At 69.4% G+C, this 20251-nt stretch carries 17 protein-coding genes; 13 read left to right on the forward strand and 4 right to left on the reverse strand.

The genetic code is table 11. From position 1 onward, the window contains the following. A complete protein-coding gene (locus Ate02nite_RS31070) occupies positions 1-2262 on the reverse strand; it encodes a putative bifunctional diguanylate cyclase/phosphodiesterase (protein ID WP_203811409.1) in 2262 nt (753 codons plus the stop codon). Between the two features lie 93 nt (positions 2263-2355). Next, positions 2356-3246: a LysR family transcriptional regulator gene (locus Ate02nite_RS31075; protein WP_203811410.1), complete on the reverse strand. Its 891-nt coding sequence runs from the start codon at positions 3244-3246 to the stop codon at positions 2356-2358. A gap of 72 nt (positions 3247-3318) precedes the next feature. Here Ate02nite_RS31075 and Ate02nite_RS31080 point away from each other — a divergent pair, with 72 nt between their 5' ends. Then, a complete protein-coding gene (locus tag Ate02nite_RS31080) occupies positions 3319-4197 on the forward strand; it encodes a DMT family transporter (protein WP_203811411.1) in 879 nt (292 codons plus the stop codon). Between the two features lie 26 nt (positions 4198-4223). Here the strand turns inward: Ate02nite_RS31080 and Ate02nite_RS31085 are convergent, their stop codons facing one another. Together Ate02nite_RS31085 and Ate02nite_RS31090 are read right to left on the reverse strand one after the other, a co-directional pair. Next, positions 4224-5411 carry a hypothetical protein gene (locus tag Ate02nite_RS31085; RefSeq protein ID WP_203811412.1) on the reverse strand — a complete coding sequence of 396 codons (1188 nt, stop codon included), beginning with the start codon at positions 5409-5411 and terminating at the stop codon, positions 4224-4226. Beyond that, positions 5398-5931, reverse strand: a complete 534-nt coding sequence (locus tag Ate02nite_RS31090) for a SigE family RNA polymerase sigma factor (protein ID WP_203811413.1) — start codon at positions 5929-5931, stop codon at positions 5398-5400. Before Ate02nite_RS31090 ends, Ate02nite_RS31085 begins: the two co-directional genes overlap by 14 nt. Positions 5932-6193: 262 nt before the next feature. Between Ate02nite_RS31090 and Ate02nite_RS31095 the strand changes: the two genes are divergently transcribed. The 12 genes from Ate02nite_RS31095 to Ate02nite_RS31150 all read left to right on the forward strand — a co-directional run bounded on the left by Ate02nite_RS31095 (position 6194) and on the right by Ate02nite_RS31150 (position 20240). Beyond that, positions 6194-7186 (forward strand): ABC transporter permease, encoded by a 993-nt coding sequence (locus tag Ate02nite_RS31095; RefSeq protein ID WP_203811414.1) that lies wholly within the window; start codon positions 6194-6196, stop codon positions 7184-7186. Further along, on the forward strand, positions 7173-8069 hold the full coding sequence (locus Ate02nite_RS31100) for a carbohydrate ABC transporter permease (RefSeq protein WP_203811415.1): 897 nt from the start codon (positions 7173-7175) through the stop codon (positions 8067-8069). Before Ate02nite_RS31095 ends, Ate02nite_RS31100 begins: the two co-directional genes overlap by 14 nt. 18 nt (positions 8070-8087) lie before the next feature. After that, a complete protein-coding gene (locus Ate02nite_RS31105; protein WP_203811416.1) occupies positions 8088-9629 on the forward strand; it encodes a DUF3502 domain-containing protein in 1542 nt (513 codons plus the stop codon). Then, the gene (locus Ate02nite_RS31110; RefSeq protein ID WP_203811417.1) at positions 9626-10261 is read left to right on the forward strand and encodes a YesL family protein; all 636 of its coding nucleotides are present in this window, start codon (positions 9626-9628) and stop codon (positions 10259-10261) included. The genes Ate02nite_RS31105 and Ate02nite_RS31110 overlap by 4 nt, the downstream gene beginning before the upstream one ends. A 26-nt stretch (positions 10262-10287) precedes the next feature. Then, positions 10288-12588, forward strand: coding sequence for a glycoside hydrolase family 2 TIM barrel-domain containing protein (locus Ate02nite_RS31115; RefSeq protein ID WP_203811418.1), 2301 nt, complete (start codon positions 10288-10290; stop codon positions 12586-12588). A 2-nt stretch (positions 12589-12590) separates the two neighbouring features. Beyond that, the gene (locus tag Ate02nite_RS31120; protein WP_203811419.1) at positions 12591-13970 is read left to right on the forward strand and encodes a ricin-type beta-trefoil lectin domain protein; all 1380 of its coding nucleotides are present in this window, start codon (positions 12591-12593) and stop codon (positions 13968-13970) included. A gap of 10 nt (positions 13971-13980) precedes the next feature. Continuing rightward, a complete protein-coding gene (locus Ate02nite_RS31125; RefSeq protein ID WP_203811420.1) occupies positions 13981-15186 on the forward strand; it encodes an ROK family transcriptional regulator in 1206 nt (401 codons plus the stop codon). Continuing rightward, positions 15183-16661: a hypothetical protein gene (locus Ate02nite_RS31130; protein WP_203811421.1), complete on the forward strand. Its 1479-nt coding sequence runs from the start codon at positions 15183-15185 to the stop codon at positions 16659-16661. Before Ate02nite_RS31125 ends, Ate02nite_RS31130 begins: the two co-directional genes overlap by 4 nt. After that, positions 16658-18229: an amylo-alpha-1,6-glucosidase gene (locus Ate02nite_RS31135; protein ID WP_203811422.1), complete on the forward strand. Its 1572-nt coding sequence runs from the start codon at positions 16658-16660 to the stop codon at positions 18227-18229. Before Ate02nite_RS31130 ends, Ate02nite_RS31135 begins: the two co-directional genes overlap by 4 nt. A 23-nt stretch (positions 18230-18252) precedes the next feature. Beyond that, complete coding sequence (locus tag Ate02nite_RS31140; RefSeq protein ID WP_239147822.1) at positions 18253-19176, forward strand: serine hydrolase; 924 nt, start codon at positions 18253-18255, stop codon at positions 19174-19176. A 165-nt stretch (positions 19177-19341) separates the two neighbouring features. After that, positions 19342-19722 carry a hypothetical protein gene (locus tag Ate02nite_RS31145; RefSeq protein ID WP_203811423.1) on the forward strand — a complete coding sequence of 127 codons (381 nt, stop codon included), beginning with the start codon at positions 19342-19344 and terminating at the stop codon, positions 19720-19722. Then, positions 19719-20240 carry a DUF6036 family nucleotidyltransferase gene (locus Ate02nite_RS31150; protein ID WP_203811424.1) on the forward strand — a complete coding sequence of 174 codons (522 nt, stop codon included), beginning with the start codon at positions 19719-19721 and terminating at the stop codon, positions 20238-20240. The genes Ate02nite_RS31145 and Ate02nite_RS31150 overlap by 4 nt, the downstream gene beginning before the upstream one ends. The last annotated feature ends 11 nt before the right edge of the window (positions 20241-20251 follow it).

The following is a 20251-nucleotide window of genomic DNA, read 5'->3' on the forward strand; positions in this document are numbered from 1 at the left end:
TCAGGCGGCGGCCTGGTGGTCGCCTTGGAGCATCGCCGTGATGGCGCTGGCCGGCAGCGGGCGGGCGAAGTGGAAGCCCTGGGCGTGGTGGTAGCCGAGTTCGAACAGGCGGTGTGCCTGGTCGGCGGTTTCGACGCCCTCGGCGACGGTTCGCAGGCCCATGGTGTCGGCGATGCCGACCAGGGCGGTGACGATGGCTTCCTGCTGCGGGGTGCCGCCCAGGCCGTCGACGAACGATTTGTCGATCTTGATGGCGTGTACCGGGCAGGTGCGCAGCAAGCCGAGCGAGGAGTGCCCGGTGCCGAAGTCGTCCAGGGAGATGCTGACGCCCAGCTGGGCGAGGGCGTTCACGGTGGCCAGGGCCCGGCCGCCGCCGAAGACGGCGGTCTCGGTGATCTCGATGGTGAGCTGGTCCGCCGGGATGTCGTACCGCGCCAGGGCGTCCGCCACCACCTGCGGGAGGCCGGGATCGAGCAGTTGCCGGGCGGACACGTTGACGGCCACCGACCGCAGCACCTCGGCGCCGGGCCGGCTCCGCCAGTCGGCGGTCTGCGCGCACACCGTGTCGATGATCCATTCGCCGAGCTCGACGATCAGTCCGGTGTCCTCGGCGACCGGGATGAAGTGTTCGGGTGAGACCACCTGGCCATCCGGCCGGACCCATCGGATCAGTGCCTCCACGGCGACCATCCGGCCGTGCGGCAGTTCGACGATCGGCTGGTACCGCATCTGGAACTCGCCGGCCGCCATCGCCCGGCGCAGGTCGGCGGCCAGGGTCGCCTGCTGGGTCAGTTGCCGTTCCAGGGACGCGTCGTAGCGGACCAGGCGGCCACCGGCGGTGGTCATCGCTTCCCGCAGCGCGATCTCGGCCTGCCGGTACACGTCGGCGGAACCGTCGTCGGCGCGGTCCGCGACGCCGATGGACGCGTCGACCAGGACCTCGTGGCCGGCGGCGTGCAACGGCTCGGTGCCGGCGGCCAGCAGCCGGTCGAGCACGGAGACCGCCGGCGCCTCGGCCAGCAGGAGCCCGAACTCGTCACCGCCGAGACGGGCCACCACCGACTCCTCACCGGCCAGCCGGGTGAGCCGCCGGCCGTACGCGATGAGCAACGCGTCGGCGGCGTCGGATCCCAGCCCGTCGTTCAGAGCCCGGAAGTCCTTGAGGTCGATCAGCACCACGGTGCACGGGCCGGCGGTGGCGGCGACGGCGGCCGTGAAGTGCCGGCGGTTGACCAGCCCGGTGAGGTCGTCGTGCATGGCCAACTGCCCGACCGTGCGCAACAGGGTGGCGTTCTCGGCGAGGGCGAGGGCCTGCCGGGCGACCACCAGCACCAGCAGCACCGTCATCCCGGCCACCTCGACCATCGCCAGCCGGCCGGTGCGGACGAAGACGGACACCAGCGAAACACAGGTCACCACGGTGGCGACAAGCGGCACCGCGGTGCCGCGTACCGATACCACCAGAGGCATCGTCAGCGCGCGACGCGGGCGGCTCCGGGTGAGATGGCGGTGCTGCGCGTGCGCGGCGAGCGTGCCGAACAGGCCGACGAACGGCAGCACCGCGGCGCTGCCGTTGAGGTACGGCCAGGGGCTCAGCGCGGACATCAGGACCGTGGACAACGGCCCGGCCAGCCCGATCGGCGCCAGCCACCACAGGGCGACCGGGGGCACCGGACTACCGCGCGAGGCCATGATCTTGACGACGACCACGACGCCCGCGACCGCGATCGCCATCATCGCGATGTTCAGCCACCACGCCGAGGCGCTGACCCCGAACCGGTCGACGAACCAGCCGGTGTACTGCGATCCGGCGATCCCGGCGGTCACCGCCACCACCGCCACGTCGAGCACGGCGGTGGTCAGTTGCCGCCAGCTGCGGCCGCCGGCCGGCAGCCGCAACATCGCGGTGATGGCCAGGATCGTGCCCACCACATAGAGCAGGAGGGTACGGGCGCCGATCGGCGGCATCCCGGTGTAGGAGGTGGTGACGACCTCGAAGGTCTGGCTCAGCCCCGCCACCAGCACGAAGCCCATGGCCACCGCCAGGCGCCGCCAGAAGACCAGCAGCACCCCGCCGGCCAGCACCGCGCCGCTGCGGAAGGAAGCGACCGCGACCGCCACCCCACCGGTGGCCGACAACCACACCAGCAACTTCGGGAAGGCGGTGTGGGTGCCCAGCACGATCAGCAGGATCTGCGCGGCCGCCAGCACGACAGCGACCGGTACGAACCAGGCCCGCCACCGCTGCGCCGTCCGAGCCACCTCGCCTCCTCGCGCCAGGCCCACCGTCAACCCTCGATAGATCGGCAGACACGACACCAACCTGAACGAGCCGACAAACCGGGCACCGAGGGGTCAGCGCCCCGGTTCGGCCGCTAGCTCGCGCAGCGCGGCCAGGACCGCGCGCACCGCGGCCCGGTGCAGGCTCTCCGGGCGGGCGAGAACGTCGATGTGCCGGCCGGCCGGCAGGTCGGCCAGTGGCCGCAGCACCACGCCGGGGTCGGGCCGGCTGGTGTAGCCGGGCAGCAGCGCGAGCCCGCCGCCGGCGGCCACGATCGCGGCCACCACGGTGAACTCGTTGACCCGGTGGACGATCTCGAGGGGCCGGCCGGCGGCCGGCGCGATCGCGGTCAGGACACCCTCCAGCGGGAATCCCTCGCGGACGCAGATCCACGGCTCGGCGCCGACGTCGGCGGCGGTGAGCGCGGTCCTCGCGGCCAGCCGGTGACCTGCGGGCATCGCGACGTACAGCGGCTCGTAGACCAGCGGCACCACCGTGAGCCGGTCGGCCGGCCAGGGCGGGCTGTGCGCCAGCCGGTGCGCCAGCACCAGGTCGTAGTCGGCGACCAGGGCCGGGAAGCCGGCCTGCGGCACGTCCTCGTCCGAGAACCGCACCGGCGGCAGGCCGGCCCGGCCGAGCAGCGGGCCGAAATAGGTGGCCCCGGCGCTGTGGAAGGCGGCCACCGTGACCGGCGCGGCCGGGTCGTCGAGGTAGGCGTCCACCGCCCGGCCGGCCCGGTCGAGCGCGGTGGAGACCTCGATCGCCGCGGCGGCCAGGGCCCGGCCGGCCTCGGTCAGCACGAGACGACGGCCGCGGCGCTCGGTCAGCGGCACCCGCGCCGAGCGTTGCAGCGACCGCAGCTGCTGGGAGACCGCCGACGGCGTGATGTGCATCGCCCGGGCGACGGCGGCGAGGCTGCCCCGGTCGCCGAGTTCCCTGAGCAGGCGCAGGTGGTGCAGATCCATTAGGTCTGACTACACCATGAGGTGAGCAGCACGCATCTTGTCTTCACGATAGACCGGCGCCAGGCTGCGCTCATGTCGATACGTCGCAGTGACCTGTTGCTGCTGGCCGTGGCGGTGGTGTGGGGCAGCAGCTATCTGACCGCCCGCACCCTGGTCCTGGCCGGTGGGGTGCTGGCCGTGCTGGCGCTGCGCTTCGTCATCTCGGCGGTCGCACTGGCGCCCGCCATGATCGTGCGGCGGCCGACCCGGGCCGAGTTGTCGGTCGGGGCGCTGCTGGGCCTCACCCAGGCGTCGGTGCTGGTGCTGGAGACGTACGGGGTGTCGATGACCAGCGCGACCAACGCCGGGGTGCTGATCAGCCTGACGATCCTGCTGACGCCGGCGCTGGAGGGCGCCGTGCAGCGGCGGTGGCTGCCGGGCCGGTTCTTCGTGTCCGCGGCGGTGGCGGTGACCGGCGTGATCCTGCTCGTCGCCGGCCCGGGCCTGCGCGCACCGACGGCCGGTGACGCGCTGATGCTTGCCGCGGCCGTCGTCCGCGCCGCCCACGTCACCCTGTCCGGCCGGCTGACGACCGGCCGGCCGTACGACACGGTGACGCTCACCTGGCTGCAGACCGTCGTCGGCGCGGTCCTGTTCACGCTGGTCGCGGCGCCCGCCCTGCCGTCGGCGGTGCGGGCCTTCGAGCCGGGACACTGGCTCGGCCTGCTGTACCTCGCGCTGGGCTGCAGCGTGTTCGCGTTCCTGGTGCAATTGTGGGCGATCCGCCGCACCTCGGCGGCGCGCGCCAGCCTGCTGCTGGGCACCGAACCGGTGTGGGCCGTGCTGATCGGGGTGGGCATCGCCGGCGAGCACCTGACCGCGGTCGGCGTGGCCGGGATCGCGCTCGTGCTCGCCGGCACCTACTACGGGCAGCGCGTCGAGGCCGCCCATCGCGCGCTGGTCCCGGTCTGAGCCGACCGGGACCAGCGACGCGGTTGTTACTGCCGCAGGGCCGTGGCGGCCGGAGTCCAGGTGGACTCGTCGGCGACGTCGGCCACCTTGATCGAGCCGGCGATCTTCTGCAGCTCCGAGGACGGCAGGTTCGCACCCGTGCCCTCGGCGCTGACCTGAACCTGCACCTTGCCGTCGGCGCTCCACACGTTGCAGAAGCCGCCGGCGTAGCACTTGGCCTTGCCGGCCTGCGCCTTCTGGTTGGAGTTGTGGCTGGGCGTGACGTAGATGCTGAAGCTGTTCTCGACGAAGCCGTCGGAGTTCTCGAACGGCTGGCCCAGGCCGGTGGTGGCCGGGGCCGGCTTCGCGTAGGTCGCCCCACCGAAGTCACCGTCGCGCGCCGCGGCGATGCCGTTCAGGCCGGGCAGGGCGTGGATGCCGATCTGCACCGGCTGGTACCCGCTCGGCACGTAACCCACGGTGAACGGCAGCGCGGCCGGCTTCGGCGTGCTCGGCTTCAGGCCGGCGACCAAGGTGCTCAGGTTCGCGAACGACGGGTCGTTGTCATCGCTGGAGACCGACGTCACCGCGGCCCACGCCTTGTCGGCGTACTCCCAGGCGAACGCCTTGTTGCCCGGGTCGGCCGGGTTCTTCGGGTCGAGGCCGACCGGCAGCGTCGCCTGCACCGCCTTGTGCCCGTCCACGACCAGCGCCTTACCCCCCTTGATCTTGGACGGGTCGAACGCACCCGGCCGGTAGACGGTCAGGTAGGCGTACAGCGTCGGTTTCCGCTTCCCGTCCTTGCCCGGCGGGGTGATCTCGCTCGCCGGGACCGACTTGTCGTTGGTGGTCCGGCCGTCCTCGTAGATCGAGGCGATCTGATAGGCGGTGGACGCCACGATGGGGTTCTGCACGTGGAACTTACCCACGTCGTACCCCTGGAAGGTGAAGGTGAACGGCTCGGCCGCGACCCACTGGGCCTCGGCGGCCTTCGACGGCGCCGCGGCAGTCGTGGTGGCCGCTGCGGTCGTGCCGTCCTTCTGCTCGACGCCGGACGACCGCAGGACGAACGCGCCCGCCACCGCGACGAGGACCAGGCCGGCCGCCCCGGCCGAGGCGAACCCGGTCCGGCGGCGGCGCTGTGCCCGCCGCCCGGCGGCGACGATGTCGTCGGCCGTCCGGAGCATCGGTGGCTCGTCCGCGGTCACCGCGTCCACCAGGTCATGCAACTGCATTGGTCCACCCCTCGGTCGCTTCCCCAGAAAGATTGATGCGTTCGGCGGTCAGCAGCTCGCGGAGCTTGGCCAGCCCCCGCGAGGTCTGGCTCTTCGCGGTCCCGACCGTGCAGTTCAGGACGCCGGCCGTGTCCTCCAGGCTCAGGCCCAGGTAGTGCCGGAGAATGACCGCCGCCCGCTGACGGGCCGGCACGGCATAGAGCGCCGCCCGGATGTGCAGTCGCTCGTCGGTCGCGCCGGCCGGATCGGTCAGCGGACGGTCCGGCATGGCGTCGCCGGCCGACCGCTCCCGCCGCCAGGGGCGACGGGTCTCGTCGATCGCCGCCCGGTAGACCATGGTCTTGGCGTACAGATCGGGCCGCTCCAGGCTGCGCCAGCGCGGGTACAGCTTGATCAGCGCGTTGGCCACGGCGTCCTCCGCCGCGTGCCAGTCCCCGCAGGTCAGATAAGCCAGCTTGCGCAGTGACGGCATCTGGAACGTCACGAACTCACGAAACGCTTGCTCGTCTTCGGCCTTCAAATCGGCTGCCTCCCTAGTGACGGAGGTAGAACGGTGGCGACCCCGCCGGATGTTGCACGGCCCGGCGAAGTAGTCGGGCGGTCACACTGGGGCATGGCCGCGGTGATCGAGGAGCGGCAATACGGTACGGCCTCTTCTTGACCTTGTGAACAGCGTTGACGCACCCCGCGAAGACTTCCTAAGACCCCTTGACGAAGGGGTAGGCGAACCCTACGCTTTGCGCAATTTACCTGGTGTTAACAATCACACCAGTCTATGAAACATGCGGAAGGGGGCCGTTTTGGCGATGCAGCTGGACGCACGGCGGGCCCGCCCGGCTACGGGTATTCCGGCCGAGAAGAAGCACTCTCGGCTCCGGCGGATCGGGCACAGCAAGACGTTGATCATCATGTGCCTGCCGGCGATCCTGTTCTTCCTGGTGTTCGCCTACGCTCCCTTGCCGGGCTCGTGGATCGCATTCACCAACTTCAACTACCACGACGGCATCTTCGGCAGCCCGTTCGTCGGCCTGCGGAACTTCGAGTTCCTGGTGAAGTCGGGCCAGCTCTGGAAGCTGACCCGCAACACGCTGCTCTACAACCTGGCCTTCATCGTGCTGGGCAACATCGTCCAGATCGCGCTGGCCGTCATGCTCAACGAGATCCGCTCGAAGTACTTCAAGAAGGTCAGCCAGGCGCTGCTGTTCCTGCCGTACTTCATCTCCGTGGTGCTGGTCGGCGTGATCGCGTTCAACCTGCTGAACTACGACACCGGGGCGATCAACACGCTGATCGAGAAGACCGGCGGCGACCCGATCAAGATCTACTCCGAGGCCGGGCTGTGGCCGATCATCATCATTCTGTTCCACCTGTGGCAGAGCACGGGGTACGGCTCGATCGTCTACTTCGCGGCGATCCTGAGCATCGACACCTCGCTGTTCGAGGCGGCCGCGATCGACGGGGCCTCGGCCTGGCAGCGCACCCGGTACGTCATCCTGCCCAGCCTCAAGCCGACCTTCTTCATCCTGCTGCTGTTCTCGCTCGGCGGGATCATGAAGGGCAACTTCGGGCTGTTCTGGAACCTGGTCGGTAACAACGCGACCGTCTACGACACCACCGACATCATCGAGACCTCGGTCTATCGAATGATCATCAGCCAGAACAACTTCACGACCTCGACGGCGGTGGGCCTCTACCAGTCCCTGTTCGGCTTCGCCCTGGTCATGTTGTGCAACTGGATCGTGCGAAGGGTCAACGAGGACTATGCGCTCTTCTAAGGACGCCGATCCCAGTGACCTCGCGCTGCGGGGCGTCTCCTATCTCGTGGTCACGATCTTCACGATCTTCTGCCTGCTGCCGTTCGTGCTGATCGTGTCGGCCTCGGTCTCCGACGAGAACGAGATCGTTCAGCACGGTTTCAGCCTGCTGCCGCGCGGTTTCTCGCTGGAGGCCTACGAGTTCATCGCCCGGTCGCCGCGGCAGCTGATCGGCTCCTACGTCGTCACCGTCACGATGACGGTGTTCGGCACCGCGATCGGCCTTCTCATCATCGCGATGACCGGCTATGCACTGCAGCGCAAGGACTTCCCGCTCCGCAACGGCATCTCCTTCTTCATCTACTTCACCACCCTGTTCTCGGCCGGTCTCGCCCCCACCTATCTGTGGGTGGCACGGGAGCTCGGCCTGAAGGGCAACTACCTCGCGGTGTTCCTGCAACTGCTCATGACGCCGTGGCTGATCATCCTGATGAAGAACTTCGTCCGGTCGGTACCGGCCGAGATCACCGAGTCGGGAAAGGTCGACGGCGCCGGCGACTTCCGGATCTTCCTGCGGCTCGTGCTCCCGATGATGAAGCCGGCGCTCGCCACCACGGGACTGTTCCTGGCGCTCGGTTACTGGAACGAGTGGTATCTCTCGTCGCTCTATCTGGGCAGCACCGTCGAGTTCAAGCCACTGCAGTACTACCTCTACAACGTCATCAATACGGCGAACGCGCTGAAGAGCTCCATGGCCGGCAACAACGTCTCGGTCACCGAGCTACCGACCAACACCCTGAAGATGGCCAGCGCCGTGCTCGCGACCGGCCCGATAGTCCTGCTCTACCCCTTCGTACAGCGATATTTCGTCAGTGGAATCACGGTCGGAGCCGTAAAAGGCTAGGGCTAGAAGGAGATCGCGTTGAGAAAAACAATTGCGGCGTTCGCCGCCTTGACCCTTGCACTCGGTACGACAACCGCCTGCTCCGACTCGGAGGACTCGGGCAAACCTGCCAAGATCACGATGCTGGTGCTCGGTGACAAGCCCAGCAACGGGCGGCTCGAGGCGATGCTCAAGGTGCTCAACCCGCGCCTCACCGAGCAGGCGAACGCCACGCTCGAACTGCATTACATCGAATGGGCCGACTGGCAGACGCAGTACAACGTCCAGCTGCTGTCCGGCGACAGCAGCATGGACCTGATCACGACCGCCACCGACTGGCTGTTCGCCTGGGAAAATGCCCAGAAGGGCGCGTTCCTGCCGCTCTCCGACGACATTCTGAAGAAGAACGCCCCGAAGACCTGGGCACAGGTCGACGCGAAGGGCGACTGGGACCTCACCAAGCTCGACGACGGCCAGATCTACTTCATCCCCGAGGACAATTACACCCAGTGGACGAACCACGGTTTCATGTACCGGGGTGACTGGGCCAAGGCGGCCGGCATCCCGGACGCGACGATCACCAAGTTCGAGCAGTTCACGCAGTACTTCACCTGGGTCAAGAAGAACAAGCCCAAGGCCTACCCGTGGGACGTCGCGAAGCAGAACGAGGCCGCACTGACCGGCTATCTGCAGGGGCACAGCGACTGGGTCACCCTGCAGGAGGTCTCGACCAGCAGCTATTACCCGTTCCAGGTCGACAACTCCGGCGCCGCCCCGAAGGTCACGTCCTGGTACTACAACAGCGACCAATTGCTGGCCGCGGCCACCGAGGCGAAACAGTGGAACGACCTCGGCGTCTGGCGCGAGGACGCGCTGAACTACGACGGCAATACCCGCGAGGAGATGTACGCGGGGCTGTCCGGCGCCGAGCAGCACCACACCCAGACGTTCGTGACCCAGGTCGTCGACACCATGACGAAGAAGCAGCCCGGCTCCGACCCCAAGATGTTCTATTGGGGCCGGGAGAACGGCAACGTCTACCGCGACATCAAGACGCACGGCGCGATGGCGGTGTCGGCCAATTCCAAACACCCCGACAAGGCCCTGCAGGTGTACGACCTGATCCGTAACGACAAGACGGATTACGACCTGCTGAACTTCGGTATCGAGGGCACCGACTACGTGCTGACCGGGGGCAAGCTCGACCGCCCGAAGGGCTGGGACATCTCGACGGACGCCCTGGACTCCAATTTCTGGGCCGGCCGGATGGACGAGTTCGAGCCGGACAAGGTCACCGACGCGCCGAACAAGGCCGACATCTACAAGGGCCTCGACTCGGTGGCGAAGGTCTATCCGTTCTCGACGCTGCGGGTGAAGAAGGACCAGATCGACCCGACCCTCACCGCGGTCGGCGGGGTGCTCTCCCAGTACATCCCGCAGCTGCAGTACGGCAAGGCCAAGGACCCGGCCGCCACCATCGCCGAGATGCGCAAGAAGCTCAAGGACGCCGGTTTCGAGGACGCCCTCAAGTCCATTCAGGCCGACATGGACGAGTGGAGCAAGACCCACAAGGCCAAATGATGTTCGCACTCGATTCGCCGCTCGTGCGGTTCCTCAACCGGTTCGCCGATCTGATGATCCTGAACCTGCTGTTCCTGGTCACCGCACTACCCATCGTCACGCTCGGCGCCGCTCTCACGGCGCTGAGCGGGACGGCGATGCGGCTGGCCCGGGGCGAGAGCGAGTCGGTGACCGGCGACTACCTGCGCGCCCTGCGCCGTGACCTGCGGCCGGGCATGCTCCTCGGCCTGGTGGTCGCCGGGCTCGGCCTGGTGCTCGCGGCGTGGTGGACGGTGATCGGCGGGCTCGCCGTACCCGGCCTGGTCCGGATCTTGCTCTATGCCGTCTGCGGCGTCCTGGCCTTCCGCCTCACCGTCGTCGCGCTTTTTGCCTTTCCCTATCTGGCCACGTTCGACGACGGCCTGCGCACCGTGCTGCGCAACGCGCGGCTGATGTCCGTCCGGCACGCCTTCGCCTCGCTGGCGCTGCTGATGGTCACCGGTCTGCCGGTCGTCGTCACCGTCTTCTACCCGCAGGTCGTGGTGTTCGGGCTGCTCTGGTTCCTGTTCGGCTTCGCGGGCGTCGCGTACCTGGCCGGGATCGTGCTGACCGGGGTCTTCGCCACCTACGCGCCCAAGCTCGCCCTGTCCTGACCCTTCCGACCGAAGGTTCCTCGCCTGTGCGTACCTCCCCCATCCGTCAGTGGTCCTTCCTCCTCGCCGATGAGCCGGACGCCTGGGCCAAAGGCTTCGACGATTCCGCCTGGCGCCCGGTCGTCGTGCCGCACGACTGGAGTGTCGAGCACGACTTCGACCCGTCCTGTTCGAGCGGCACCGGCTACCTTCCCGGCGGAGTGGGCTGGTACCGCGGCCACCTCTCGCCGGCCGCTCTCGGCCTCACTCCGGGACAGCGGCTCCGGCTGGTCTTCCACGGCGTCTACAAGAACGCCGACGTCTGGGTGAACGGCTACCACCTCGGTTCGCGGCCGTCCGGCTGGGCGCGTTTCTCGTTCGACCTCACCGAGATTCTCGGCTACGCGCCCGACGACGACCTCGTGGTCGCGGTCCGCGTCGACCGGACCGAGGTGTCCGATTCCCGCTGGTACAACGGCTCCGGCCTGACCCGGCCGGTGGACCTGGAGGTCACCGAGGCCGTCCACCTGGCCGAACACGGCACCACCGTGGCTTTTCAAAAGGCCGAAGCGACAGTACGGGTACGGCAGACCGTAGTGAACGACTCCGGCGAGGACACGACCGTCACGATCGACCACGAGTTGCGTTCGCTGACGTCGGATCGGGTCCAGCGGTTCACGTCGGAAGTCAGCGTGCCGGCCGGGGCGACCCGCGAGGTCGAGACGGCCGAACGCGTCGACGAACCGGAACTCTGGTCGGCCGAACACCCGCATCTGTACCGGCTGACCACCGTGCTCGGGCCCGGCGGCGACACGTCCGAGCTGGTCGTCGGCTTGCGGAGCATCCGCTTCGACCCCGAGCACGGGTTCTTCGTCAACGACGAGCCGCAAACGCTGAAGGGTGTCTGCCTGCACGAGGACGCGGGCGTGCTCGGCACGGCGGTGCCCGCGGCGGTCTGGGCGCGGCGCCTGCTCGCCCTGAAGGCGATGGGCGCCAACGCCGTCCGGATGGCGCACAACCCGCACTCCCCCGAGCTCTACTCGCTCTGCGACACCCTCGGCTTCTACGTGATCGACGAGGCGTTCGACGAGTGGGAGAACCCGAAGAACAAGTGGTGGCAGGGGCACAACGTCTACCCGCCCCGGCACGAGGGACCGGCGACCAGCTTCCCGGCCTGGCACGCCGCCGACCTGACCGCGATGGTCGAGGCCCATCGGCACCACCCGTCGGTCATCGCGTGGAGCATCGGCAACGAGGTCGATTACCCCAACGACCCGTACGCCAGCCCGCTGTTCGCCGAGATGACCGGCAACAACGACGCGTCCAAGCCGGCCGCCGAGCGGGTCTACGATCCGGCCCGGCCGGACATGCGCCGGCTGACGACGATCGCGGCCCGGCTGATCGACCTGGTGCGGGCCGCGGATCCGACCCGGCCGGTGACGCTCGCGGCCGCGTTCCCCGAGCTGTCGAGCGTGACCGGGCTCCTGGAGGGACTCGATCTGGTCGGTTACAACTACAAGGAGCAGCTGTACGAGGATGACCACGCCCGCTTCCCGGGGCAGCCGCTGGTCGGCTCCGAGACCGGGCACTCGTATGAGGCGTGGCGGCACGTGGCCGAGAAGGACTACGTCGCGGGCCAGTTCCTGTGGACCGGGATCGACTACCTCGGCGAGGCGCGCGGCTGGCCGGTGCACGGCTCGCCGGCCGGCCTGCTCACCACGGCCGGCTTCGACAAACCGGCCTACCACCTGCGCCGGTCCTGGTGGTCCGCCGAGCCGATGGTCTACCTCGTCACCGGCGCGCTCTCCCGGCGATGGGACCACGAGCCCGGCGAAGAGGTCGAGGTGATCTGCTTCGCGAACACCGAGGAACTGGTCCTGACCTGCGGCGACGAGGAGTTCCCGCTGACCTTCGACGACACCGCCGGGTGGTGGCGCGCGACCGTGCCGTACCGGGAGGAGCCGTTGACCCTTGTGGGGCGTACGCGCGAAGTCTCGGTTTTTGATGCTCTTGGATCTCGCGGCAAAGCCGCGTCCATCGACGCCCAGATGTGGAACCTCCCGGCCGGATTGGCTCCCGCCGACGTGATCCAGGTCGAGGTCACCCTGCGCGACGGGGACGGGAACCTCGCCGCCGACGACCGGCTGGTCACCGCCGAGGTGTCCGGCGGCGTCCTGCTCGGTCTGGACAACGGCGACCTGGCCGACCCGACGCCCTACTCGCAGCCTTCGCGGTGCACCCATGACGGCCGGTTGATCGTCTACGTGCGCGGCGACTCGTCAACGGTTCTGACGCTGAGTGCACCCGGCGTTGCCGACGTCCGCCTCGACCACTCCGAATGGAGATGACCATGCGTTCTCTGATCCGGGCGGTGGCGCTCGGCGCGCTCGCCTCCCTCATGCTGGCCGGCACGGCCCACGCGAAACCTCCGTCGCCCGGGGGAACCAGCGACTTCCGCGGAGTCAACTGGGCCGATCCCCGGGACAACTACGCGAGCGACGCGGTGGTGCCGAGCGGCCTGTCCACCGCCGACGACTACCGCACCGTCTATCGCGTCACCACCCGCATGGTCGGCGACTTCCGCCGGAACCTCGGCGCCAACACGCTGCGCCTGCCGATCAACCCGGCCAGCGTGGGCACCGCCTGGTGGCGCTCCTACCGGGCGGCGATCGATGCCGCCACCGCGGCCGGCGACAAGGTCATCCTCAGTTACTGGGAGGCCGACACCAGCAAGGACGGGCTGATCGACGACGTCGCCGCCTGGGACCGGATGTGGGACACGGTGGTCCGGGAGTACGGCCGCAACCCGCGGGTCTACTTCGAGGCGATGAACGAGCCGCACGGCTACACCCTCGACCAGTGGGTGGCGGTCAACACCGGCTTCATCGCCCGGCACCGGTCGGTGCCCCGCGGCCGCGTCGTGGTCAGCGGCACCGGCTACAACGACAACGTGACCGGGGTCGGCGCAGCGCCGGAACTCCGCGGCACCCTGCTGTCGCTGCACTTCTACGGCTTCTGGGCGAGCGACACCGAGAAGTCGGCGTGGCTGGCCAACCTGACGCCGCGGATCGGCTCGTACGGGTATCGCACGATCATCGACGAGGCCGGCGCGCCGATGACGATCGGCTTGAACTACGGCGCCCACAACGGCAACACCTCGACGGCGTACTTCGCCGCGCTCACCGAGACCGCGCGCGCTCAGCACATGGGCATCGTCTACTGGCCCGGCCTGCGCTTCGGCGACTCGTACTCGATCACCTCGGTCGGCGCCGACGGTCATCTGGTGAACAACAGCGCGTCCGGCGTCGCCCAGCTGCGCTGGGGCTGGGGGTTCGGCACCACCGAGCCGGCCAACGACGACCCGGCCGCGCCCCCGGGCGAGCCTCTGGTCAACCTGGCCTCCGGCCGCTGCGTGGACGTGCCCGGTTTCAGCACCACCGACGGCACGGCGCTCGGCATCTGGGACTGCAACGGCGGCGGCAACCAGTCGTTCAACGCCTCGCCGACCGGGGAGCTCACCGTCTACGGCAGCAAGTGCGTGACCGCCGGCAACCCGGTGACCATCGGCGCCTGCACCGGCGCGGACACCCAGCAGTGGACATTCACCGCGGAGCAGACCGTGACCAGCGGGGCCTCGCTCTGCCTGGACGCACCGGACGGCAGCGCGGTGGTGGTCGCCCCCTGCTCCGGCACGGCCACGCAGACCTGGGCCCGCGTTCCGACTCCTTAGGATCAGGATCATGAAACGCACCTCTCGCGATATCCGGGTCGCCAACCGTTTCGAGGTGCTTCGGCGCATCCTCGCGGACGGCCCGGTGTCGCGGCAGGAGGTGGCCGCCGACACCGCCCTGAGCCTCGCCACCGTGTCCAACCTCGTCGGCGAGCTGCTCCAGGCCGGGCTGCTCGAGGAGGTTGGCTACCAGGACTCCGGCGGCGGGCGGCCGCGCGCCCTGGTCACCGCACGCCGGTCCGGCGGCTTCCTGGCCGGGGTCGACGTCGCCGAGACGTACGTGCATGTCGAGCTGTTCGACACCGGGCTGCAGGTGCTGGCCAGCGTGGAGGAGCCGCTCGACCCGCGCGACGAGAGCAGCCCGGCGCAGGTCGTCGCGCACATCGTGTCCAGCCTGCGAGCGGTGACCGCCCGGGCCGAGGTCGGCTTCGACCAGCTGCTGGGGGTCGGGGTGAGCGTGCCCGGCCAGGTCGACCGGGACGGCGGCGTGTCGATCTTCGCGCCCAACTGGGACTGGCACGACGTGCCCCTGCGGGACCAGCTGGCGGCGCACCTGAACGTGCCGCTCTACCTGGACAACCCGCTGCGCGCCGGGGTGCTGGCCGAGCTCTGGTTCGGGGCCGGCCGCGGCCACGACGACGTGGCCGTGCTGACCCTGGGCACCGGGGTCGGCGCGGGACTGGCCTTCCACGGGCAGCTCCACCGGGGCGCGACAAACAGCGCCGGCGAGTGGGGCCACACCAACCTGGTGATGGACGGGCGCCCGTGCCGGTGCGGCAGCCGGGGCTGCGTCGAGGCGTACATCGGGGCGCCCGGCATCATGGCGCAGCTGCGGGAGATCGCGCCGGACAGCCCGCTGCTGCACCCCGACGACCAGACCGCCACCATCAGCGCCCTGGCCGACGCCCACCGGGCCGGCGACCCGGTGGCCGTGGCGGTGCTGGACGAGACCGCCCGCTACCTGGCGGTGGCCATCGCCGATCTGATCAACATCGTGAACCCCGAGGTGGTCGTGCTCTCCAGCTGGGTGGCGGCCAAGCTCGGCGAGCCGTTGCTGACCGGGGCGCGGGCCCGGCTGGGCCAGCACGCCCTCAGTCGTCCGCTGACCCACACCGAGATCACCCTGTGCCGGATCAACGGCAACCCGGTCAGCCTCGGTGCGGCGACGTTCGCCCTGGAGGGGCACCTCGCCGCGATCGGCGTCACCCGGCGATGACTTTCCACTTCCCGGCCGGGCCGGTCTTCCTGCTGGACTCCGACGACGGCGGCCGGTACGTGCTTCCCTTGCTTCCGGCCTTGCTTCCGGCCTTGCTTCCGGGCGACAGCGCTACCGGACGGGGCCGCTGCTGGGTGCTGCCGCCGGAACCGGATTCCGCCGAACCCGCCTGGATGATCACCGCCGACGGCCCGATCACGGTCCGATACTCCGGCGGGATCGTCGTGGACGCCCCCGGCGGCACGCTCACCGCGCATCGGGCCCGGCCGCACGCCGACGTCGACGGCCACGAGTTCACCCTGGACTTTCCGGGCGCCGAGCCCCTCGCCGACGCGCTGGCCGGCTTCTACTGGGGCACGATCCTGCCGTGCGTGGTCGAGCGCACCCGGGCCAAGGACTACCCGGACGCCGACGGCTACGTGCTCAGCACGCTGGCCGACACGTACGCCGGCACCTACCCGGACGTCGACCACGAATTCCAGATCAAGGGCCGGCTCGCCGCCGGTAGCCGGGTGGACCTGGACGTCGTGCGCCGGATGATCGAAATGCAGTTGATCTTGATGCGGGAGGATCCGGCCCAGCTCTGGCGCGACCCGTGCGCGGTGCAGCCCGGCGGCGAGCGCGAGTACCACGTGCGGCGCAACAGCCTGGACGGCACTGCGAACGCGGTGATGTTCCTGGTCACCGGCAACGTCGAGGTGCTCGAGTCGATCTGGTTGTACGTCGCGCGCACCAAGGATCTGGCCTGGCTGCGCGCGCACATCGAGGACATCGAGGGCGCGGCGTCGTGCATCGAGGACTGCATCGATCCGCTCGGGCGGCTCTGGTCCGACGTCTACTACGAGGACCAGGTCATCAAGGACGGCCGGGAAACCATGGCCGCGTCGCTGGCCGCCCGCTCGTTCTCGTTGCTGGGCTCGCTGGAAACGATGCTCGGCCGAAGCGACCGATACTCCGCTCTGGCGGAACGGCTCGCCGCCACCATCGCGCAGCCGCTGCCGACCGGGTACTGGGATCCGGCGGCGGGCCGATTCGTCGGCTGGGTGGACCGCTCCGGCGTCGTGCACGACCACATCCACCTGCTCGCGAACGTGCTGCCGGTGCTGTTCGGCCAGGCTGGGGTTGTGCAGGCGGAGAGCGTGGCCGCCCTGGTCGACCGGGAACGTGAGGAGTTCCAGCGGTTCCCCACGTTTCTGGCCGCGCGGATCGCCGAATACACCGACAGCGAGATCGGCGACGGCGGGCCCTACGACCTGTGCGCGGCCGGCCGCTATTGGTGCTGGGACGCGGCGTACTGGTCGTGGCGCCGCGACGGCCGCATGTTGCTCGACCAGCTGGGCGCGGTTGCCCGGCAGAGCGCCGCCGACGGGTACGTGATGGGCGAGCGCTACGACCGCACCTTCCGGCTCGATCTCGGCCCGGCACCCCAGGTGGTGCGGGTCGCCGCGGGCGGAGAGGTCACGGTTCCCCGATGATCGACACACCTTTCTCGCGGCGCGGCTCCTACTTCGCGGTGTCGGCGCTCCCGGACGGCGTCTACCTGCGCACGGTCCGCGGCGACGCCCGGAATCGGGAGCTCCTGCGCCTCGGCGCCGGCATTTCTTCGGTACGCCCCGGCCGGCTCACGCTGACCGACGGCACCGAGGTGGCTCTCGCCGGCAGCGGCCGCGCCCTGATCCGGACCACCGGCCCGCCGGCCCTCGACATCCAGGTGCGCGACCAGTACGACGTGGTCGTCGAGGAGAGCCCGGTCGCGTGGCGGTTCGTCGCCGCGGGCGCCAACCGCAACTACCGGATCCGTCTTGCTCATGGCACCGCCCGGTTGGACGCGACCTGGGACGGCGAACGCACCACCCGGGCCCGGCTGCTGGTCACCGGGCCGGCGTTGGTGGTCGTCGACGAGTACGGCAGCGCCGCCCCGGCCGGCCCGGTCGAGGATTTCGATGCCGTGGCGGCTTCCGCCGACGAGGACTTCACCGCCTGGCTGGAGAAGCACGGCGGTTCTCATCGGCTCGCGGCCTTCGTCACCTGGGCGGCGATGGTGCCGGCCGGTGGGCTGCTGCGCCGCGAATCGATGCTGATGTCCAAGAACCGGATGACCAACATCTGGAGCTGGGACCACTGCTTCAACGCGATGGCCCTGTGGCGCGACCCGGCGGGCGCCGCCGACCAGATCCGCACCCTGTTCGACCACCAGGACGAGCACGGTTGCCTGCCCGACTACGTCAACGACGCCGTGGCGGAACGCAACTTCGTGAAGCCGCCGGTGCACGGCTGGGCCATCGCCTGGCTGATGGACCGGGACGGGCTGCCCGACGACGCGATCGCCGCCCTGTACGAACCGCTCGGCCGGTGGACCGACTGGTGGTTCGAGCACCGGGTCTACGGTGGCGACGGGATCCCCTCGTACAACCACGGCAACGACTCCGGGTGGGACAACGCCACCGTGTTCGCCGCCGGGGTGCCGGTGCAGAGCCCCGACCTGCTCGCCTTCCTGAGCCTGCAGATGGCCGCCCTCGCCCGCATCGCCGACCGCCTCGGCCGGCCGGACGACGCCCGGCGCTGGTCGGACCGGGCCGCGGCGACCCGGCGCACGATGTCGGAGCGATTCTGGGTCGGCGGCCGGTTCGTCGCCCGGCACACCGTCTCGCAGCGGGTCATCGAGTCGGACAGCCTGCTCACCCTGATGCCGCTGGTGCTCGGCGACCTGCTGCCGCCGGATCAGTTCGAAGCCTCCGTGCAGCGGCTGCTCGACGGCGGCTACCTGACCGAGCACGGCCCGGCCACCGAGCCCCCGCACAGCCCCGACTACGTCGCCGACGGTTACTGGCGCGGCCCGATCTGGGCGCCCACGACCCTGCTGCTCGTCGACGGTCTGCGCCGGGGCGGCCGCGCCGACCTGGCCGACGACATCACCCGGCGTTTCCTGGCCACCTGCAGCGCCGCCGGCATGGCCGAGAACTTCGACGCGCTCACCGGCGCCGGCCTGCGCGACCCCAGCATGACCTGGACGGCGTCGGTGTTCCTGGTGCTGTCCGTTTGAGAGTTCGACCTTCGCGGGGCAGTATGCATCGGGTGCAGCGTTCCCGCTACGTCGTCCTAGCCCCCGCCCTGGCCTTTGCCGCCCTGCTCGCCGGGTGCGGCCCCGACGCCGACAAGACGCCGTCGGCCGCCTCGTGGGTGAGCGCGGCCCCATCCGTCTCGCCGTCGTCCTCACCCTCCGCGTCCGCTTCCCCATCCGCCGCTTTGTCGCCGAGCGCCACCGCCGCGGCGCTCGACTGGTCGGCGAATACCAAGAAGCTGAACGCGGCGCTGGCCAAGGTGCCCGGTTCCTTCTCGGTGGCCGTGCTGGACAAGAAGACCGGCCAGAAGTACGCCTACCGCGGCACCGTCAGCTTCGACACCGCGAGCATCGTGAAGGCGCAGATCCTCGCCTGCATGCTGCTGCACGACCAGGCCGCCGGCCACGCCCCGACCTCGGGCGAGATGGCACTGGCCAAGCCGATGATCCGGCTGAGCGACAACAACGCGGCGTCCAGCCTGTTCCAGCACGTCGGCGGCCGCTCCGCGGTGACGGCCTGCAACCGCAAGCTGGGCCTGACCCACACCGCGGTCAACAGCCGGTGGGGCCTGACCAAGACCACCGCCAACGACCAGATCCGCCTGCTGAGCGAGTTCGTAGACACCGCCGGCCCGCTGAACGCAGCCTCCCGCAAGACGATCTACACCCTGATGAGCACGGTCTCCGAGGCGCAGGACTGGGGCGTCCCGTCGGTAGCCACCTCCGGCGAGACTGCAACGGTGAAGAACGGCTGGGACACCCGCTCCGCCGACGGCGGCCTGTGGGCCATCAACACGATAGGCCGGGTAACCGACGACGACGTAAACGTCTCGATAGCCGTCCTCTCCCACGACAACCAATCCATGTCGTCCGGCGTAACCCTGGTCCAGAAGGTAGCCAAACTGACCCGCCAAACCCTCGGCTACTGAAATCCCCCAGTACGCGATCGGGCCGCAGGCCGCTGATCGGTCTCCGGGCGGTAATGTCGCAAATATCCAAAAGCTCCGGGTGGTAGGTGCGGGCGCGGCCGAGCTATCACGTCTCCGCCCCTCCTAAGATTGGTCTTGCATAAGGTGAGCGAGGGGAGGTCGGCGATGGCCTATGAGGCGATGACGCTTGCTGGGCTTGCCCGTCATCTCTCCCGCCAGCCGGACGAGAAGATCCAGTGGAAACACGTCTGGGAGTTTCTCGAGGAGTACCGGTGGGAGCTGGCTGAGAGGCGAGCTGAACTCCTGGCCGAGGAACCGCCGCCGACCGGAGACCCGCGATGGGACGCTCTCCTCGGGGCGCTGGCCGAACATCTCGCATCCGAGGTTGACTGCGCTCCGCCCGACTGGACGCGGTCGCGGGTCCTGGCGACTCCATGGTTCCCCTCGTCGCTGCCGTCCAAGCGAATGGAAGCTCTCGTCTGGGCGCCGGCGGCATTCCGCAAGCACGGCGTATATCTCTCCGCGCATGACCTGGAAGCCGCGTGAGCGACGACGGACTACTCGGCCGGGCCGAGCTGGAACGCGCCTTCACCGCACTCGGAGATCGTCTGGTCCGCCGAGGTGTCGTCGCCGACCTGTTCATCGTCGGCGGAGCGGCCATGGCACTCGCCTACGACTCACAACGCGTGACCCGAGACGTCGACGCCACCTTCGTCCCGCACGGCGTGGTCCTGGAAGAGGCCCGCAACGTGGCAGAGGCTATGGGCTTACCGCCGTGGTGGCTCAACGAGCAGGCCAGCGCCTACGTCTCCACCCAGAAAGACCCGGGCAAACGCGAAGTCTTCGACCACCCCGGCATCAGGGTGATGGCCGCCTCGCCGGAACATGTCTTCGCCATGAAAGCCTTCGCCGCCCGCAGCCGTGACGAAGAAGATCTGCGTGCCCTGGCCGCCATCATCGGGATAACCACGATCGACGCGGCCCTCGAACTCTGCACACAATTCTTCCCGAGCGAGCAACTTGGCGTCAGATCACGAGCCATGCTCGAGGACTTGTTCGCCTGAAGGCAGCGACG

The sequence above is a fragment of the Paractinoplanes tereljensis genome (assembly GCF_016862435.1).
In the GTDB taxonomy this organism is placed as follows: domain Bacteria; phylum Actinomycetota; class Actinomycetes; order Mycobacteriales; family Micromonosporaceae; genus Actinoplanes; species Actinoplanes tereljensis.

Bases quoted from the DNA above. Each gene is read 5' to 3' on its own strand.
- Ate02nite_RS31075 (WP_203811410.1), bottom strand. From the start codon at position 3,246: ATGGATCTGCACCACCTGCGCCTGCTCAGGGAACTCGGCGACCGGGGC.
- Ate02nite_RS31080 (WP_203811411.1), top strand. From the start codon at position 3,319: ATGTCGATACGTCGCAGTGACCTGTTGCTGCTGGCCGTGGCGGTGGTG.
- Ate02nite_RS31085 (WP_203811412.1), bottom strand. From the start codon at position 5,411: ATGCAGTTGCATGACCTGGTGGACGCGGTGACCGCGGACGAGCCACCG.
- Ate02nite_RS31095 (WP_203811414.1), top strand. From the start codon at position 6,194: ATGCGGAAGGGGGCCGTTTTGGCGATGCAGCTGGACGCACGGCGGGCC.
- Ate02nite_RS31100 (WP_203811415.1), top strand. From the start codon at position 7,173: ATGCGCTCTTCTAAGGACGCCGATCCCAGTGACCTCGCGCTGCGGGGC.
- Ate02nite_RS31110 (WP_203811417.1), top strand. From the start codon at position 9,626: ATGATGTTCGCACTCGATTCGCCGCTCGTGCGGTTCCTCAACCGGTTC.
- Ate02nite_RS31120 (WP_203811419.1), top strand. From the start codon at position 12,591: ATGCGTTCTCTGATCCGGGCGGTGGCGCTCGGCGCGCTCGCCTCCCTC.
- Ate02nite_RS31125 (WP_203811420.1), top strand. From the start codon at position 13,981: ATGAAACGCACCTCTCGCGATATCCGGGTCGCCAACCGTTTCGAGGTG.
- Ate02nite_RS31130 (WP_203811421.1), top strand. From the start codon at position 15,183: ATGACTTTCCACTTCCCGGCCGGGCCGGTCTTCCTGCTGGACTCCGAC.
- Ate02nite_RS31135 (WP_203811422.1), top strand. From the start codon at position 16,658: ATGATCGACACACCTTTCTCGCGGCGCGGCTCCTACTTCGCGGTGTCG.
- Ate02nite_RS31140 (WP_239147822.1), top strand. From the start codon at position 18,253: ATGCATCGGGTGCAGCGTTCCCGCTACGTCGTCCTAGCCCCCGCCCTG.
- Ate02nite_RS31145 (WP_203811423.1), top strand. From the start codon at position 19,342: ATGGCCTATGAGGCGATGACGCTTGCTGGGCTTGCCCGTCATCTCTCC.